Origin of the sequence: Arthrobacter sp. HMWF013, from assembly GCF_003061105.1 — a bacterium.
Classification (GTDB): Bacteria; Actinomycetota; Actinomycetes; order Actinomycetales; family Micrococcaceae; genus Arthrobacter.
Genome location: NZ_QAIQ01000178.1, coordinates 1 through 16,207 on the forward strand (window position 1 = coordinate 1; position 16,207 = coordinate 16,207).

General features: G+C 67.7%; 17 protein-coding genes and 1 pseudogene. 2 read left to right on the forward strand and 16 right to left on the reverse strand.

Going from position 1 to position 16,207, the window contains the following annotated elements:
• A partial coding sequence (locus DBR22_RS07770) for an FAD-dependent monooxygenase (RefSeq protein WP_108598537.1) occupies positions 1 to 990 on the reverse strand: 990 nt, incomplete at its 3' end.
• A 56-nt stretch (positions 991 to 1,046) separates the two neighbouring features.
• On the opposite strand from DBR22_RS07770, the gene DBR22_RS07775 reads away from it, so the two are divergent.
• A complete protein-coding gene (locus DBR22_RS07775; protein ID WP_108598538.1) occupies positions 1,047 to 1,586 on the forward strand; it encodes a TetR/AcrR family transcriptional regulator in 540 nt (179 codons plus the stop codon).
• Positions 1,587 to 1,655: 69 nt separating this feature from the next.
• Here DBR22_RS07775 and DBR22_RS07780 read toward each other — a convergent pair whose 3' ends face one another.
• From DBR22_RS07780 to DBR22_RS07790, 3 genes are all read right to left on the reverse strand, one after another.
• A complete protein-coding gene (locus DBR22_RS07780) occupies positions 1,656 to 2,846 on the reverse strand; it encodes a 4-hydroxybenzoate 3-monooxygenase (RefSeq protein WP_108598539.1) in 1,191 nt (396 codons plus the stop codon).
• Positions 2,847 to 2,967: 121 nt separating this feature from the next.
• A complete protein-coding gene (locus tag DBR22_RS07785; protein WP_108598540.1) occupies positions 2,968 to 3,708 on the reverse strand; it encodes an IclR family transcriptional regulator in 741 nt (246 codons plus the stop codon).
• 39 nt (positions 3,709 to 3,747) lie between these two features.
• Entirely contained in the window at positions 3,748 to 4,800 is a 1,053-nt protein-coding gene (locus tag DBR22_RS07790; RefSeq protein WP_108598541.1) for an FUSC family protein, read from the reverse strand.
• An 84-nt stretch (positions 4,801 to 4,884) separates the two neighbouring features.
• Here DBR22_RS07790 and DBR22_RS07795 point away from each other — a divergent pair, with 84 nt between their 5' ends.
• Positions 4,885 to 5,736, forward strand: coding sequence for an ACT domain-containing protein (locus tag DBR22_RS07795; RefSeq protein ID WP_108598542.1), 852 nt, complete (start codon positions 4,885 to 4,887; stop codon positions 5,734 to 5,736).
• Between the two features lie 3 nt (positions 5,737 to 5,739).
• On the opposite strand, the gene DBR22_RS07800 is transcribed toward DBR22_RS07795, so the two are convergent.
• The 12 genes and pseudogenes from DBR22_RS07800 to DBR22_RS07855 form a co-directional block, all read right to left on the reverse strand.
• Positions 5,740 to 6,666: a diacylglycerol/lipid kinase family protein gene (locus DBR22_RS07800; RefSeq protein WP_108598543.1), complete on the reverse strand. Its 927-nt coding sequence runs from the start codon at positions 6,664 to 6,666 to the stop codon at positions 5,740 to 5,742.
• A gap of 50 nt (positions 6,667 to 6,716) precedes the next feature.
• Positions 6,717 to 8,090 carry an NAD(P)(+) transhydrogenase (Re/Si-specific) subunit beta gene (locus tag DBR22_RS07805; protein WP_108598544.1) on the reverse strand — a complete coding sequence of 458 codons (1,374 nt, stop codon included), beginning with the start codon at positions 8,088 to 8,090 and terminating at the stop codon, positions 6,717 to 6,719.
• Positions 8,087 to 8,446: an NAD(P) transhydrogenase subunit alpha gene (locus DBR22_RS07810; RefSeq protein ID WP_108598545.1), complete on the reverse strand. Its 360-nt coding sequence runs from the start codon at positions 8,444 to 8,446 to the stop codon at positions 8,087 to 8,089. The genes DBR22_RS07805 and DBR22_RS07810 overlap by 4 nt, the downstream gene beginning before the upstream one ends.
• On the reverse strand, positions 8,446 to 9,660 hold the full coding sequence (locus tag DBR22_RS07815; RefSeq protein WP_108598546.1) for a Re/Si-specific NAD(P)(+) transhydrogenase subunit alpha: 1,215 nt from the start codon (positions 9,658 to 9,660) through the stop codon (positions 8,446 to 8,448). The genes DBR22_RS07810 and DBR22_RS07815 overlap by 1 nt, the downstream gene beginning before the upstream one ends.
• A 100-nt stretch (positions 9,661 to 9,760) precedes the next feature.
• The gene (locus DBR22_RS07820; RefSeq protein WP_108598547.1) at positions 9,761 to 10,573 is read right to left on the reverse strand and encodes an IclR family transcriptional regulator domain-containing protein; all 813 of its coding nucleotides are present in this window, start codon (positions 10,571 to 10,573) and stop codon (positions 9,761 to 9,763) included.
• A gap of 106 nt (positions 10,574 to 10,679) precedes the next feature.
• The gene (locus tag DBR22_RS07825; RefSeq protein ID WP_108598548.1) at positions 10,680 to 11,348 is read right to left on the reverse strand and encodes a 3-oxoacid CoA-transferase subunit B; all 669 of its coding nucleotides are present in this window, start codon (positions 11,346 to 11,348) and stop codon (positions 10,680 to 10,682) included.
• A 2-nt stretch (positions 11,349 to 11,350) separates the two neighbouring features.
• Positions 11,351 to 12,010 (reverse strand): 3-oxoacid CoA-transferase subunit A, encoded by a 660-nt coding sequence (locus DBR22_RS07830; RefSeq protein WP_108598549.1) that lies wholly within the window; start codon positions 12,008 to 12,010, stop codon positions 11,351 to 11,353.
• Between the two features lie 3 nt (positions 12,011 to 12,013).
• A complete protein-coding gene (locus tag DBR22_RS07835; protein WP_108598550.1) occupies positions 12,014 to 13,210 on the reverse strand; it encodes a thiolase family protein in 1,197 nt (398 codons plus the stop codon).
• 3 nt (positions 13,211 to 13,213) lie between these two features.
• A complete protein-coding gene (gene pcaC / locus DBR22_RS07840; protein ID WP_108598551.1) occupies positions 13,214 to 13,678 on the reverse strand; it encodes a 4-carboxymuconolactone decarboxylase in 465 nt (154 codons plus the stop codon).
• Positions 13,675 to 14,493: an alpha/beta fold hydrolase gene (locus tag DBR22_RS07845; protein WP_108598552.1), complete on the reverse strand. Its 819-nt coding sequence runs from the start codon at positions 14,491 to 14,493 to the stop codon at positions 13,675 to 13,677. The genes pcaC and DBR22_RS07845 overlap by 4 nt, the downstream gene beginning before the upstream one ends.
• Positions 14,486 to 15,988 (reverse strand): lyase family protein, encoded by a 1,503-nt coding sequence (locus tag DBR22_RS07850; RefSeq protein ID WP_258229093.1) that lies wholly within the window; start codon positions 15,986 to 15,988, stop codon positions 14,486 to 14,488. Before DBR22_RS07850 ends, DBR22_RS07845 begins: the two co-directional genes overlap by 8 nt.
• A pseudogene (locus DBR22_RS07855) lies at positions 15,985 to 16,207 on the reverse strand (protocatechuate 3,4-dioxygenase subunit alpha); the annotation flags it as partial. The gene DBR22_RS07850 and the pseudogene DBR22_RS07855, both read right to left, overlap by 4 nt.

Sequence of the window (16,207 nt, forward strand, 5' to 3'; positions counted from 1 at the left end):
GTCCCGCAGCGGCTGGGCAGTCTCGGCGAGAGCCACCCGCCCCATCGCCGAAGATGCAAGGCTTATGCCCTGGGTGCGGAGCCGGCGCGAGCGGTCGTAGGTGCGCAGCGCCTCTGCGCGCGGCCGGGTATTGAGCAGGCCGGCCAACGTGGCTGCGTCCACCAGCGATTCACAGGCGCCGCGGCCGAGGTTGGGCGTCATGGCATGTGCGGCGTCGCCAATCAGGATGGTGTTGCCGCGGACGTAGGACCGCAGCAGAGGAATAGTCCAGATCCGCTGGGCCAGCGTGAGTCCGGGAGTGGCCCCGGCGAGTACCTGGCGGATGGCAGGCCCGTGCCCTGAGTAGCGCCGCCTGGCCTCCTCGAGCGTTGACGCGACGTCGATGCCGGTGGGCCCAAGTTCGGAACGGTAGCTTGCGAACCACAAGGTCCCGGTAGCGATGGGGCCAATGCCGAACAGGTCCCCACGACCCCAGTACTCCCCCACATGGTCAGGATTGACCGGTGATGGGACCACACCACGCACTGCGAGATAAGGGGTGAGCCTGGCGCTGGTCTGTGCGCCCCAAACACTTCGGCGGACTGCGCTGTGCACGCCATCCGCACCCACCACCAGATCCGCTCCGGACGGAACCGTCTCCACCCGCCTGGTGATCCGGCGGACTGAGTCCGGGACCGCGGCGTCAAGCAGGCGCAGAAGGTCCACCCGGGAGACAGCCACCACATTCTTTTCGTCGAAACTTACCCACGGAGCCCCTGCGGCATTTCGGAGGGCCCCGCTGCTGACAGCCGGGCTGCACCGCCTGACGTCCTCGAGGATGCCCACCGTTTCCAGCGCCCGCTGCGCGTTGGGCCACATGGCCAGCACCGTTCCAACGACCGGCAGTTCCGGCCGCTTCTCATAGACAGTGACTTCGAAGCGGCTGTGGTCCAGGCAGGCTGCCAAGGCAAGGCCCGCGATTCCGCCGCCAATGATCGAGATCGATTCCATGGGAGCGAGTTTACTACTTTTGTAGTGAAACGGAAGATCCCAACTAGACTTGGCATATGCCTGACCGCCGGACGCAACTCATCGATGCCGCCTTATCCGTCGTGGCGGACAAAGGGATGAAGGGCCTGACCCACCGCTCCGTGGACGCCGCGGCGCAGCTTCCGGAGGGGACGACGTCGAATTACTACCGGAACCGGGCGTCCCTGGTGGAGGCCGTCCTGGACCGGCTGGAGCAGCTGGATGTCGAACTGCTGCAGCGTTTCGGCCCCGCCGGCCCGCCACAGGACACCGGGGAAATCGCCGAACAGCTTGCCGCCCTGGTCATGGCGCTCCTCCAGCAGCACGCTCCCCTCACGCGGGCCCGCCTGGCCCTCTCACTGGACCGGCCCGAGGCCGTGACGGCAGGACACTACCGGCTGGTGGGCGGCCTGGAGCAGACCCTCACAGGACTGGGCATCCCGGACGCGGGAGAGCGGGCACGCGATGTGTCCGACTATGGGGACGGCCTGCTGCTCCACCAGCTGACCGCACGGCGCGCCGAACAGCCGGACCAGGCCGCGGTGGCCAACGCGATCCGCCGGCTGCTGGCACCCTGAGGCACCTTTCGCCGCCGTGCGCGTCGGCGACCTGCCGCCTCCGGCGGCGCCGGCACCGCCGTCGTACTGCTAAGCCTGACCCGGCCAGCCCGTGTAGGCCTCTGCGAGGTAGGCCATGCCGTGCTTCGATGAGACCACGGAGTTCAGTTCGCCGAGCTGGCGGGCCCGGGAGAAGTCGTCCGCGTCGGTGGGGGTGTGCAGCATGGTGGTCATCCAGTAGGAGAACTGCTGGGCCTTCCACACCCGCTCCAGCGCGCGGTCGCTGAAGGAGTCCAGCAGGGCGGTGGAGCCGTTGCCGTAGAACGAGTCCAGCCCTTCGAACAGGACCTTGACGTCGTGGATGGCCAGGTTCAGGCCCTTCGCGCCGGTGGGCGGAACCGTGTGGGCTGCGTCGCCGGCAAGGAACAGGTTCCCGTGGCGCATCGGGGTGTGCACAAAGCTGCGGAAAGGCAGGACCATCTTGTCGATGACCGGGCCTTCCTTGAGCTCGAACCCGTTGCCGTTGACGCGGCTGCGGAATTCCGCCCAGATCCGGTCATCGTCCCATTCGGCCACGTTCTCCTTGGGATCGCACTGGAAGTACATCCGCTGCACGGTCTCGGTGCGCTGGCTGATAAGGGCGAACCCGTTGTCAGAGTTGGCGTAGATCAGCTCGTCCGAGCTGCGCGGGGCCTCGGCCAGGATGCCGAACCAGGCGAACGGGTACTCGTGGAAATACCACTTGCGGTTTGCCTCCGGGATCTGGAAGCGGCAGTGGCTGCGCGAGCCGTCCGCGCCTACCAGGAAGTCCGCCTGGATCTCGAACTCCGCACCATCCGCGTCCGTGAACCAGACCTTCGGTTTGCCTTCCAGATCATGCACGCTGGTGTCCGTGACGCTGTACCGGACGTCGCCGCCGTCGGCCTTCCGCCGTGCGGCGAGGTCCAGGAAGACGTCCGTCTGGGGGTAGAGCCACACTGACTCCCCAACGAGTTCCTTAAAGTCGATGCGGTGGCTTTCGCCGTTGAAGCGCAGCTCGATGCCGTCGTGCCGGTCGCCGTCACGGAGCACTCGGTCTGACGCACCGCTGTCCACCAGCATGTTGACGGTGCCGTGCTCGAGGATACCGGCGCGGACCGTCTCCGAGATTTCCTTGTGGCTGCGGACCTCGATCACGGTGGACTCGATGCCTGACTTTGCCAGCAGGTGGGAAAGCATCAGCCCTGCGGGGCCGGCGCCCATGATGGCGACTTGGGTGGTGATGACCTTGCGTGGTGCCATGACTCGTCTCGCTTCGTTGCGGGACTCCTGCCCGGCAGGAGTCGGTGGGTGCGTCCGCTAACAGTGTCCGCCGCCTGCCCCGGCTCCCCCTAGAGCGCTTCCGTTGAATGGAAGGACAAGTTCAGTCGGTGAGCTGCCGGGCAATGCCACGGGCGGCGGTCTGGAGGGCGGGGACCAGCGCCTGCAGGCGCATCTCCTGCAAGGGAACCACGACGCCGAGCGCCGCCACTGCGCGCTGCCTGCCGTCCAGGACGGGGACGGCAATGCCCCAGGTGTCCGGATCCACGACGCCGGCCAGCTGCGCGAAGCCCTGGTGGGCCGTCTCGGCCAGGAGCTGCCTGACGGCGTCCGCAGTCACCTTCCCGGCTGGATCAGTGAACTGCGTGAGGTAGTCCGCCTGGAGGGATTTCTCCTGATGCGCCATCAGCGCCAGCCCTGCCGAGGACACGTGGACCGGCATCCGGCCCGCCACTTTTGCCCGGTTGGCAACGGACCCGCGGCGCGACATCCGCTCCACGAACAGCGCCTCCCAGCCATCAAGCACCGCCAGGTTCACGTTCTGGTTAAGGACCTGCTGGATGTCCTCCATGAAGGGAAGGGCAGCCTGCCGCAGGGCCAGGGTGGGCGAATTGCGGTTCACCAGTTCCCAGAGCCGCAGGCCGAGCCGGACGTTACCGCCATCGCCCGTTTCGAGCAGCCCGTGGGCTGACAGCTGCCGCACGATGCGGTGGGCGCTGGTGAGGGGCAGCCCGGAGCGTGCGGCGAGCTCGGAGAGCTGCAGGCTGCTCACGCCCTCGGGAAAGGCGGAGATCACCCGGACCACCCGGTCCACCACAGAATCGCCGGACGTCGAATTGGCCATGGCTGCTGCTTCCGTTCAATGGTGGGCTCTGTTTCCAGACTACAGCCCGCGCAGCCGCCGCCAGGCCGCAGGAGCCAACACCACACCAATACCCACGGCCGCGCCGATGACCGTCTCGATGATCCGGTCCCTGAGCAGGATCGCGGGCGATGCCGGCACCACCAGCAGCGTGGAGATCAGGGCCAGGGGTGTGACAAAGACCTGCGCCAGCAAGTACTGCCGGATGATGAACATCTCTGCACCGAACTGGCACAGCGCCATCACCAGCACGGTCTGCCATGGTTCCAGGCCGGGCAGCAGGATGGCGGCGAGCACCACGAGGCCCAGCACCGTCCCGATGATTCTCTGGACGCCGCGGCTGATACGGTGCCGCGTGGTGTGCCCCACGAGCGGCACCACGGCAGCCACCATGGCCCAATAGTTGTGGCCGAATCCCAGCCACTGCCCCGCCAATGTGGCCAGGGAGCCTGCCACGCCCGCAGCGACGAGGTAGCCGAGGCCTTCCAGCCAGGCGGCTCGTCTTTCACCAGGAGTGCGCCGGATGGCCGGCGGCCGTACCCAGGGTGCGCGGCGGCTGGGGAGAATCCGTGACGAGAAGCCAATCAGCAGGGAAAGCGCCGTCGTGAGCACGGCAACCAGCATCCCCTCCCCCAGGGGTGGCTGGTTGGGGATGGAGGCGATGGCTGCGAACGCGAAGATGTGGAACAACGAGCCGCCCGGCCGGAGGCGCAGCAGGGAAATCAGCAGGGAGCAGCCGCCGGCCACCAGCGTCGTGGCCACGACCAGGAACCAGGTGGCAGCCATCGCGTCCAACCCCCAGGCGACTCCCAGCCGGGCGGCGAGGGCTGCCAGGAATATGACCAGCAGCATCAGCAGGCCAGCCCGGAGCTGAAGCACAAAGCGGGTGCCATGGGGTTCCCCGCGCCCGTAGATTCCGGTAAACGCGCCGAACGACGCGAAGATGGCCAGATCCAGCCGGCCCAGCATCACCAGGGTGATCAGGGGCACAAACACCCCCACGGCGCAGCGCAGGGCGGGGTGGTGGTCCTTGTTGCCGGGGGCAATGCTGAACATGTCAGCGAGGAACTTCACCTTTCGATCCTAGGGCCTGGACCTTTCGCACAATCGGAACGGCAGGGCAACACCCCCGAAACACCGTCCTGTGACTCTGATGACATGAAGGACTCCGGGGATAAGAAGCCTGCTGCCACGAACCCTGCCGCCGACCTGAGCTGCGAAGTCTGCGGCCTTATGCCGGAACCCACCAAGACCCGCCTGACGCTCGCCAACATCGCGGTGATGCTCCCGATCGAACTCCTGGTCCACGCACTCGTGGTGGAAACACACCTGCCGTACGTGGCAAAAGTCCTGGTGCTCACACTCACCGCAACCGCCCTGGTGATCTGGGTGGCGGAACCCTCCGCGGCGCGGATCCTGCGTGGCTGGCTGCATGCGCCGGCGTTGAAGCTCCGCAGGAAAATGGGCACCGCACCGGCCTTGTGGCGGGCCCGGACGGTCATGCAGGACACGCCCGGCTCCCTGCACAGGCTCACCCAGGCTTTGGCCCGTCTGGACACAAATATCCTGAGCATCCATGTCCACCCGGTGCCCGGCGGGGTGCTGGACGAGTTTGTGCTCTCCGCTCCGGGGAACCTCAGTGAACGCCAGCTGCTGGAGGCACTGCACGACGGCGGCGGCTCGCGTTCCCAGGTCTGGCCCACCACGGCGCTTGCCATGGCCGACGGGCAGACCAAGGCCCTGAGCCTCGCCGCACGGATCGCCGGAGCCCCGGATGAACTTCCGCTGGCAGTGGCCGAGCTGCTCCGCGCCCGGATCCTCACCCCGGCGGAAGCCATCCTGGAAAAGTACGACGCCGGCACCCGGCTGAAGATTCCCACCGCCTGGCACGGGCCCATCACCTTTGCCCGGCCCGGCGAGCCGTTCACGCCGGCTGAATCAGCCCGCGCCCACCGGCTCGCCGAGCTCGCGGAAATCCTCTCGCACCGGCCGGCGGCCGCTGCCCGGTGAACGCTAGTTGGCCGCCATCCGGATGGTCAGGGCCTCGGGATCCATGGTCATGACCACGTGCTTGCCCTCGCCCTCATGGTCGCCGTCGAGCTGGTAGTCGTCATTGTGCTCCAGGGTGATCTCCACGGATTTGCCCTGGAAGTATTCAACGGAGGTGTCCTGGCCCTTGCCTTTGCCGATCATGCCGGCGATCACTGAGAACCAGCCGAGCTTCCCCTTCGGGGCGAGGACCACCACATCCAGGAGGCCGTCGTCCACCTTGGCGTCGGGGAAGATCTCCAGGTTGCCCTGGACCTTGCCGCAGTTTCCCACCATGACGCTGCGGACTCCGCGGTGGACCACGTCCTTGCCGTCCACAATGATGGTGGCCTTCACAGGCTTGCCGGGCAGGTTCCGGATGCCGGCGTCCACATAGGCCAGCCAGCCCACTTTGTCCTTAAGGTCCTCGTTGGTGTCGGCCATGATGGTGGCGTCGTACCCCACGCCTGCCATGACCAGGAACACCTGTTCTTTGTCCGGGTCGTTCCGGACAGCCCGGACGACGTCGATTTTGCGCTCCCAGCCGGTCAGGGCACCCACCATGGCGCCTTCGACGTCGGTCACGTCCATGCCCAGGTTGCGCGCCAGCAGGTTTCCCGTGCCCAGCGGCAGCAGGCCCATGGGGATGCCGGTGCCGGCGAGTACCTCAGCGACGCACCTCACGGTGCCGTCCCCGCCGGCCGCAATGACGATGTCGGCCCCTTGCTCGAGTGCCTCCTTCGCCTGGCCGACGCCGGGATCATCCTTGGTGGTTTCCAGCCAGATAGGCTCGCCCCAGCCGTTGTTCTCGGAGTGCTTGGCCATCAGGCCGCGCACATCGATGTCCACCGGCTTGGCCGGGTTGATGATGACGGCTGCGCGCTTGGGGGAAGTGGAGCTCGTATCTGACATGGTGTCCTTCGCTGACGGGGTGAAAGAGGGCCTGCTGACAGCGTACTTGGCTACAGCGCCTTAACTGCGCCGAGCACCTTGGCCAGGGAGTCCTTGGCGTCGCCGAAAAGCAGGGAGGTCTGCGGCTCATACAGGAGGTCGTTCTCGATCCCCGCGAACCCGGGCCGCATGGACCGCTTCAGGAAGATCACCTGGCGGGCCTCTGCCACTTCGAGGATTGGCATGCCGTAGATGGGCGAGCCTGAGGAGGTCTTGGCGGCTGGGTTCACCACATCGTTGGCGCCCACCACGAGAGCCACGTCCGCGGTCCGGAACTCCGGGTTGATCTCGCCCATTTCCTTGAGCGATTCGTACGGCACGTTGGCCTCGGCCAGGAGCACGTTCATGTGCCCTGGCATCCGGCCGGCCACGGGGTGGATGGCGAAGTCCACCTCGATTCCGCGGGCTTCCAGTGCCAAAGCGAGCTCGGCGGCGGTGTGCTGCCCCTGCGCCACGGCCAGACCGTAGCCCGGCACGATGATCACCCGTTGCGCATACCCCAGGAGCACGGCCACGTCCTCCGCGCTGGAGGACCTGACGGGACGTTCGCTCATGGCGGTGGATCCCGCCGTCGAACCTCCCTTGAAAGCGCCGAACAGGATGCCGGCAACGCTGCGGCCCATGGCGGCAGCCATGGCCCGGGTCAGGATGGTACCGGAGGCGCCCACCAGGGTGCCCGCCACCACCAGGAGCACGTTGCCGAGGACCACGCCGGACGCCGCGACGGCCAGGCCGGTGAAGGCGTTCAGCAGCGAGATGACGATGGGCACGTCCGCGCCGCCCACCGGCAGCACCAGCAACGCACCGGCAGCGAGCCCCAGCACCATCAGCAGCACGGCAAGCGGCAGCGAGCCGGTCAGGACCACGGCGACGCCGGTGCCCACCGCAGCGAGCAGGACCGCCGCCATGACTATGGGGAGCCCGGGAAAAACGAGCGGCCGGGTGGTCATCAGCTCCTGGAGTTTGGCGAAGGTGACCCCCGAGCCGGCAAAGGACACCGCGCCCACCAGGAGGGTGAAGACGATGGCCAGCCGCACCCACGGATCGCCGGTGTGGCTGAGTTCGAGCAGTGCCACCAGGGCCGCCGCGCCGCCGCCCACTCCGTTGAAAAGCGCCACCAGCTGCGGCATCTGCGTCATCTTGACGCGCCGGGCCACTGGTGCGGCGACGGCGGTACCTACCGCTATGGCGCCGACGATCCAGGGAATGTTCTCGAGCCGCGCGGAGAAGAACACGGTGACAACGGCGAGCAGCGCCCCGAAAGCCCCGATCAGGTTCCCGCGCCGGGCCGTGCGCGGAGAGCTGAGGCCGCGCAGCGCCAGGATGAAGAACACCGCGGCGGTGAGGTAAAGGAGCGATGTCCAGACCGGATCGAGGACGGTCATTTCCCCTCCCCTCTGGCCGGCAGCCCGTTGGGCCCGGGATTCTCCCTGCGGCCTGCGGGGTCTTTGGGGGCCGGGGTCTCTTTGCGCGCATGGAACATGTGCAGCATCCGGTCCGTGACCACAAAGCCGCCCACCAGGTTTGCTGTGGCCAGGACGACGGCGAGCAGCGCCACCGCGAGGACCCACGGGTCCGCAGCCTGGCCGGCCACAATGATGGCGCCCACCAGGATGATGCCGTGGATGGCGTTGGCTCCGGACATCAGGGGTGTGTGCAGGGTGCTGGAGACCTTGGAGACCACTTCGAAGCCCACAAACACTGCCAGCACGGTGACCGTCAGCAGGCTCATGCCGTCCATCAGCGCTCACCCCTGTCCTGAACGCTCGGTGCGTGGCCGGGTACATGGGGTGCGTGGTCCGGCAGGGCCGGGATGAGCGCCGCGAGTGCTTCCGCTGTGGGCAGGTGCCGCACCGCGCCGTCGTGGGTGAGGCACGCACCCGCTATGACGTCGTCGTCGAAATCGGGTGCAACAACGCCGTCCCGGGTCATCAGGGCCAGCAGGTTGGCGACGTTCTTGGCGTAAAGGCGGGACGCGTCCGACGCCAGCGCGGACGGCGCGTCCTTCACCCCCACGAGGGTGACGTGGCCGTGCCCGTCGGCGGTGGGGACCAGGATGTCCTCGCCGGGGACGGAGCCTTCCACGTTGCCGCCGGACTCCGCGGCGAGGTCGACGACGACTGAACCGGGACGCATTGCCTGCACCATTTGGCGGGAAACCAGGAGGGGGGCCCGCCTGCCGGGGACGGCCGCCGTCGTAATCAGGACGTCGGACTGGGCCACATGCGGGGCCAGCAGCTCACGCTGGAGGGCTCCGCGGTCAGCACTGAGCTCCCGGGCGTAGCCTCCCGATGCTTCGGCGGTCTCGAGGTCCAGTCTGATGAAGGTGCCGCCCATCGAGGCCACCTCGTCCGCGGAGGCCGGCCGGATGTCGTTCGCGGAGACCCGGGCACCGAGCCGCTTGGCGGTGCCGATGGCCTGGAGGCCGGCCACTCCCGCTCCGAGCACCAGCACACGGGCCGGCGGAACGGTTCCGGCGGCGGTCATAAAGAGCGGGAAGAACCGTGGCAGCCGGATGGCAGCTTCCAGGACGCAGCGGTAGCCGGCCACCAGAGCCTGGGAGCTGAGGGCATCCATGGACTGCGCCCGGGAGATGCGGGGCACCAGTTCCAGGGCGAAGGACGTAACCCCTGCGTCCGCGAGTGCCTGGACGGTAGCCAGCTCGGACGACGGCGAGGCCAGGCCCACGGTGACGGCGCCACTGTGCAGGGCCTTCGCCGTCGCGGGTTCCAGGGGGCGGACATGGGCCAGGACATCGAGTTCGGACAGGTCCAAAGCCTGTACCAGCCGGCAACCGGCTTCCGCGTAATCATGGTCCGGGTAGCCGGCGGGGGCACCGGCCATGGACTCGACGATGACTTCAAGGCCCAGCCCCGCCAGCTGCCTCACGGTTTCCGGCGTGGCGGCCACCCGGAGCTCACCTTCATGACGTTCCCGCGGTATGCCCAGTTTCACCGGCCAACTCCCCTCACGGACGTAGTTGGCTAGAGTCTATGACCCTGCCGTGCGAAGTGGCATCAGTTCCGGAAGAATCGCAGCAGGCGGGAGATGGTTCCTAGCCGCGGGCGGTCAGGTCCGCGGAGATCAGCCTGGCTGTTGCCACAATTTCTTCGGCCACGGAGGCGAGGTAAGCGTCCCGGTCCGGCTGGGCGGCCACCGACTGGGCCTGCAGCGAAACGTTGACGGCGGCCACCACTTTGGTGGGTCCGTCGTACACCGGGGCGGCAACGGACATCAGCCCCAATTCGAGCTCCTGGTCCACCAGGCACCAGCCCTGGGCCCGGACGGTTTCGAGCACGGCCAACAGTTCCGGGACGCTTCCCAGCCCCCGCGGGGTCAGGGGTTTGATCTCCGTCGCCGCGAGGTAGGCCTTGAGCGCGGCCGGCGGAAGGGCGGCGAGCAGGACCCGGCCCATGGACGTGGCATACGCCGGGAAGCGCGTGCCCACGGTGATGCCGACGTTCATGATCCGGCGGGTGGTCACCCGGGCAATGTAGGCGATGTCGGTGCCGTCCAGCACCGCAGCGGACGTGGACTCCCCCAGTTTCAGGGACAGTTCCTCCAGGTGCGGCATGGCCAGCTGCGGCAGGGACAGCCCCGAAAGGTAGGCGTAGCCCAGCTGCAGGACCATCGCCGTGAGCGCGAAGGTCTTGCCGTCGGTGCGTACGTAGCCGAGCTCAACGAGCGTATGCAGGAAACGCCGCGCCGTGGCCCTGGTCAGGTTTGTCCGGGCGGCGACCTCGGTGAGGGTCATGACCGGGTGTTCGGTGTCGAACGCACGGATCACGGCCAGCCCGCGCGCCAGCGACTGCACGTACTGATCGCTCGCCTGCGGAGCGGCCAGTACCTCTTGGCGTGCGTCGGTCATGGTTACCAATCCTAGCGGCGCGGTGGGCGGGGAAACACTGCTTGTGGGGCCCACTCTCCGTACCCCCGCAGCTGCGAACGGACGGAGGGCGGGCCCCACAACGGGCCTAGGCGGAAGCCTTGAGCGGGACCGGTACGAGCGCCTGGAGCTCCTCGAAGGTGATGCCGAACGTCTCACGGACCGTGACGCCGTCCGGGCCCGTCAGGAAAACGGCCTTGTCCGTGTACACGCGGGTCACGCAGCCCACCCCGGTGAGCGGGTAGGTGCAGGATTCCACGATCTTGGAGGCGCCTTCGCGGGTCAGGAGCGTCATCATCACGAACACATCCTTGGCGCCGGTAGCCAGGTCCATGGCGCCGCCCACGGCGGGGATGGCGTCCGGGGCGCCGGTGTGCCAGTTGGCGAGGTCGCCGGTGGCCGAGACCTGGAATGCGCCGAGCACGCAGATGTCCAGGTGGCCGCCGCGCATGATCGCGAACGAGTCGGCGTGGTGGAAGTAGGACGCACCCGGGAGTTCGGTGACGGGGATCTTGCCGGCGTTGATGAGGTCGCCGTCGATCTGGTCTCCGGTGGCTGCCGGGCCCATGCCCAGCATGCCGTTCTCGGTGTGGAGCGTGATGTTCTGCTCCGGCTTGAGGTAGTTGGACACCAGCGTGGGCTGGCCGATGCCGAGGTTCACGAACGAGCCCGGGGCGATGTCCCGCGCCACCAGTTCGGCGAGTTCGTCCCGGCCCAGGGGCTTGTCGGAGGTCTGGATGCTGGTCTGGGTGCTCATGGTCAGGCCACCTTCACAATGCTGTTGACGTAGATTCCGGGGGTGACCACGTTTTCCGGGTCGAGGCCCCCGGTGGGGACAATCTCGGACACCTGGACCACCGTGTGCTTGGCGGCGGCGGCCATGATGGGGCCGAAGTTCCGGGCGGTCTTGCGGTACACAAGGTTCCCCACGCCGTCGGCCTTCAGCGCCTTGATCAGTGCGACGTCGGCATGGATGGGGGTCTCGAACACCTGGCCGCGCCCGTCGATGGTCCGGGTTTCCTTGCCCTCGGCCAGCATGGTCCCGTAGCCGGTGGGGGTGAAGAACCCGCCGATGCCCGCGCCCGCGGCACGGATCCGCTCGGCAAGGTTGCCCTGCGGCACCAGCTCGAGCTCGATCTCGCCGGCCTTGTACTTGGCATCGAAATGCCAGGAATCGGACTGCCGCGGAAAGGAGCAGATCATCTTCTTCACCCGGCCTTCCTTGATGAGCAGCGCCAGGCCCTGGTCACCCTGGCCGGCGTTGTTGTTCACCACTGTCAGGTCTTTGGCACCGCAGTCCATCAGGGCGTCGATCAGTTCGAACGGCTGCCCGGCGTTACCGAACCCGCCGATCATCACCGTGGAGCCGTCCTTGATGCCGGCGACGGCTTCGTTGACGGTGTCTACAAATGTCAGCATTGCTCAGCCCTTCACAGAAGTTACGTTTTCAAGCACGACGGCGAGGCCCTGGCCGACGCCGATGCAGATCGCGGCGACGCCCCAGCGTTCCCCGGAGGCCTGCAGGGACCGGGCGAGGGTACCCAGGATCCGGGTACCGGACGCGCCGAGCGGGTGGCCCATCGCGATCGCCCCGCCGTGCCGGTTCACAATGCCCGGGTCGATGCCCCAGGCGTTGATGCACGCCAGGGACTGCGCAGCGAACGCCTCGTTAAGTTCGACGGCGCCCACCTGGTCCCAGCCGATGCCCGCCTTCGCGAGGGCCTTGTTCGCCGCCTCCACCGGGGCGTACCCGAAGAACTGCGGATCATTCGCATACGCGCCCCTACCTGCGATGCGGGCCAGGGGTTCCAGGCCCAGGATCCCCGCGGCGTTCTCAGAGCCGATCCACGCAGCCGACGCCCCATCGGAGAGCGGGGAGGCGTTCCCCGCCGTCACAGTCCCGTTCTCGGCCCGGAACACGGTCTTCAAACCGGCGAGCTTCTCCGCGGAGGACCCGGCCCGGATCCCCTCGTCCCGGACCAGGTCAGTGCCAGGCACCGGGGTGACCAGGTTGTCGTAGAACCCCTCATCCCACGCCGCAGCGGAGAGGTTATGCGAGTTCGCCGCGAACTCATCCTGCTGCTCCCGGCTCACCCCGTACTTCTCCCGCAACCGCTCGGTGGCCTCGCCCAAGGAGACGGTCCACTCCGCCGGCATGGCCTTGTTCACCAGCCTCCAGCCCAACGTGGTGGATGCCAGGGTCAGGTCCCCGGCCGGGTAGGGCTTCTCCGTCTTCGGCAGCACCCACGGGGCACGCGACATCGACTCCGCTCCACCGACCAGCATCAGCTCAGCGTCCCCGGCATTGATCTGCCGCGAGGCGATGATCGCCGCATCCAACGACGAGCCGCACAACCGGTTAACGCTCGTGCCAGGTATTGAGACCGGCAAACCGGCGAGCAGGGTGCCCATCCGGGCGATGTTCCGGTTCTCCTCACCGGCACCGTTCGCGTTCCCGAACACCACCTCATCGATCCGCTCCGGATCCAAACCGGGCGCCCGCTTCACGGACTCCCTGATCACATGCGCAGCAAGATCATCCGGACGGACCCCCGCCAAACCCGAGCCGAACTTACCGAAAGGGGTGCGCACGGCGTCGTACACAAAAGCCTGATTCATGATTTATTGCCCGTTTCTTTCTGTATCAATGACGGCGTTGTCCATTTCATGGAATACCTGCTGAGCTGTCTTGAAGGCCGTATTTGCCGACGGAACGCCACAGTAGATGGCGGTCTGGAGCAGGATTTCCTTGATTTCGTCCCGGCTCAGGCCGTTGGTGAGGGCGGCCCGGATGTGCATGGCCAGTTCCTCCCAGTGACCGTGCGCCACCATGGCGGTGATGGTCACCGCCGAGCGCATCTGGCGGGAGATGCCCGGGCGGGTCCAGATGCCACCCCAGGCGATCCGCGTGATCATGTCCTGGAAGTCCTCGGTGAAGGCATCCATGTTGGCGGTGGCCCGGTCCACATGGGCGTCACCCAGCACTTCACGGCGGACCACCATGCCGCCGTCGTAAATTTCCTTGCTGGTGGCAGCGGGCTGGACCACGCCGTGGCGCTCCGGGCTCGGGGCTTCCGGACCGGTCATTTGCCGGCTCCGCGGGATTCGCTCCAGGAGATCAGGTTCCGCAGCAGTTCGGCCACGTGGGCGGGCGCCTCGGCGGGGGCAAGGTGCGCCACTCCTTCGAGGGTCACGGCGTTCGCGGTACCGCCGCCGGCGGTGATGCCGGCAACGATTTCTTCAGCGAACGACGGCGGTACAACAGTATCCGCCGCGCCCGCCACAGCCTGGGTGGGGACGGTGATGCTGCCGAGTTCGGCGCGGACGTCGTACGCGGCCAGGGCTTCACAGCAGTAGGCGTAGCTGAAGCGGTCGGCGTCGCGCAGCGAGTGCAGGAGGCGGCTGCTCAGGTCAGGGTCGCGGTCCATAAAGCCCGGGGCAAACCAGCGCTCAGCCGAGCCCTGGAGAACCACCGGCGTCCCCAGCTTCCGTACTGTTTCGGCCCGTTCCAGCCAGCCTTCGGGGGTGCCGATCTTCGCGCCGGAGCACTGCACCGAGAGGCTCTTCAGCCGTTCGCCGTGCTTGATGCCCAGCTGCAAGCCGGTGGCCCCGCCGAGTGAGACTCCTGCGTAGTGGAAGGCTTCACCGGGGGCGATCGAGTCCACCAGGTCCACCACGGAGTCCGCCAGTGCTGCGACGTCGAAGGGCTCGGTGGCTGCCGGCGAAACACCGTGTCCGGGAAGGTCCCAGGCTACGACGTCGTAGTCGTTGCCCAGCAGGGAAGCCGTTGCGGACCACAGGATCGAGGACGTACCCAGCGAGGGTCCCACCACCAGGAGGGGACGTTCGCCCAGGGGGCGCTGGGGCGAAAGCAGGACTGCCTTCAGGGTTGGATTAGCCACGGTTGGCTCCGTTCGCGTTGGGGTCCACAGGTGACCCGGGGTCTGAAATAGGTGTGGCCGGTGCGGCAAAGTCCGGATAGGCCGCCAGGATCCGCCGGGTGATTCCGCCCGCCTGGCCCAGGTAATTGGCCGGGTCCAGCAGGTCGCCCAGCTGTTCGTCGGACAACCGGTCCGCCGGAACGGCTCCGCGGAGCAGCCTGCGGTACGTGCCCGCCTGCTGCGCTGCCGGGACCTGGAGCGTCTGGTCCACCACGGCCTGGAGCTGCTCCTTGCCGGTGCGGCCGTCCTTGGCCTCCAGCAACGGAGCCACGGCGGCACCCACCCCTTCGGCCAGCAGCAGCGGACCGGCCAGGTCCAGGTTGCGGCGCATGGCGTCCGGGAAAACCTGCAGGCCTTCGGCGAGCTCCCTGAGCTGTCCGCCTGCGCCCAGGGCCAGCTGGAGGAGCTGGCGGAGGGCCGGCCATTCCGTGTGCCAGGCACCATCAGGGCGTTCGTCGTTGAAGTTGGCAGCAGCAAGGTGCAGCTGGGCCACGAGCTGCGGGGCCTGCAGGGCGGCACTGCGGATCAGGACGGACAGGACCGGGTTCTGCTTCTGCGGCATGGCCGAGGACACACCGCGTCCGGCGGCCCGCGGTTCGGCGAGCTCGGCGACCTCGGGCCGGCTGAGGAACAGGACGTCAGCCGCGATCTTGCCGGCGGCGTCGAGCACCGTGGCCAGCGCATTGCCCAACGACGTGACGGCGAGCCGGTTGGTGTGCCAGGGTGCGGGCGCTGCTGCCAGTCCCAGCTGCGCTGCGAGTGCGTCAGCGAGGTCAAAGGGGTCTTTTGCGGCTCCCTTGGTCATCACGGTTCCGGCGGCCAAGGTACCTGCCGCACCACCGAACTGCACGGGGAATTCCATGCGTTCCAGCTGCCGTCCCGCCGCGGCCACACCGTGGAACCACTGTGCCGCCCGGAGTCCGAAGGTGAAGGGCAGGGAGTGCTGGGTCAGGCTGCGGCCTACCCCCAGCGCGTCTGCATATTTCTCCGCCAGCGTGGCGAGCGCCGTCGTCGTGCATTTCAGGTCTGCGAGCAGCGCGTCAACGGTGTTGCGGGCGAGCAGCATCAGGGCAGTGTCCAGCACGTCCTGGCTGGTCAGGGAGGTGTGGATCGCCTTCCCGGCCCCGATGCCCGCGGTATCCAATGCCGAAACCTGCTTCCGGAGATCGGCGAGGAGCGGGATGACGGGATTTCCGCCGCCCTGGGCACGGAGCGCGATGTCAGCCGCGTCGTAGCGGCCCGCCTCGGCGGCGGAGGCCACGACGGCGGCGGAACCGGCAGGTGCCAGGTCCGCCGCTTCGAGCACCGCAGCCCAGCCCGATTCGACGGCGAGGATGGCTGCCAGCACTGCCCGGTCCCCCGTCAGCACCCGCACCAGGGGCGAGGCTGACACGGGACTCAGCAGGCCGGCGTCGCCATCAGCGTCGGCTCCGTAACCCAGGGCGGCAGCCGTCACTGGAAGTCCAGGAAGACTGTTTCGCCCTCACCCTGCAGCCGGACGTCCCAGGTGAGCCCGCCGTCGGCGTCGCGGCGTGCGATCAGCGTCTTGCGGCGCTCCGGATCCAGCGAGGACAGCAGCGGGTCCTTCGCCAGTGCCTCCTCATTTTCCGGAAGGTAGATCCGGCTGAACAGGCGGTTGGTCAGTCCGCGGGCAAAGATGGCGACGGCGATGAAC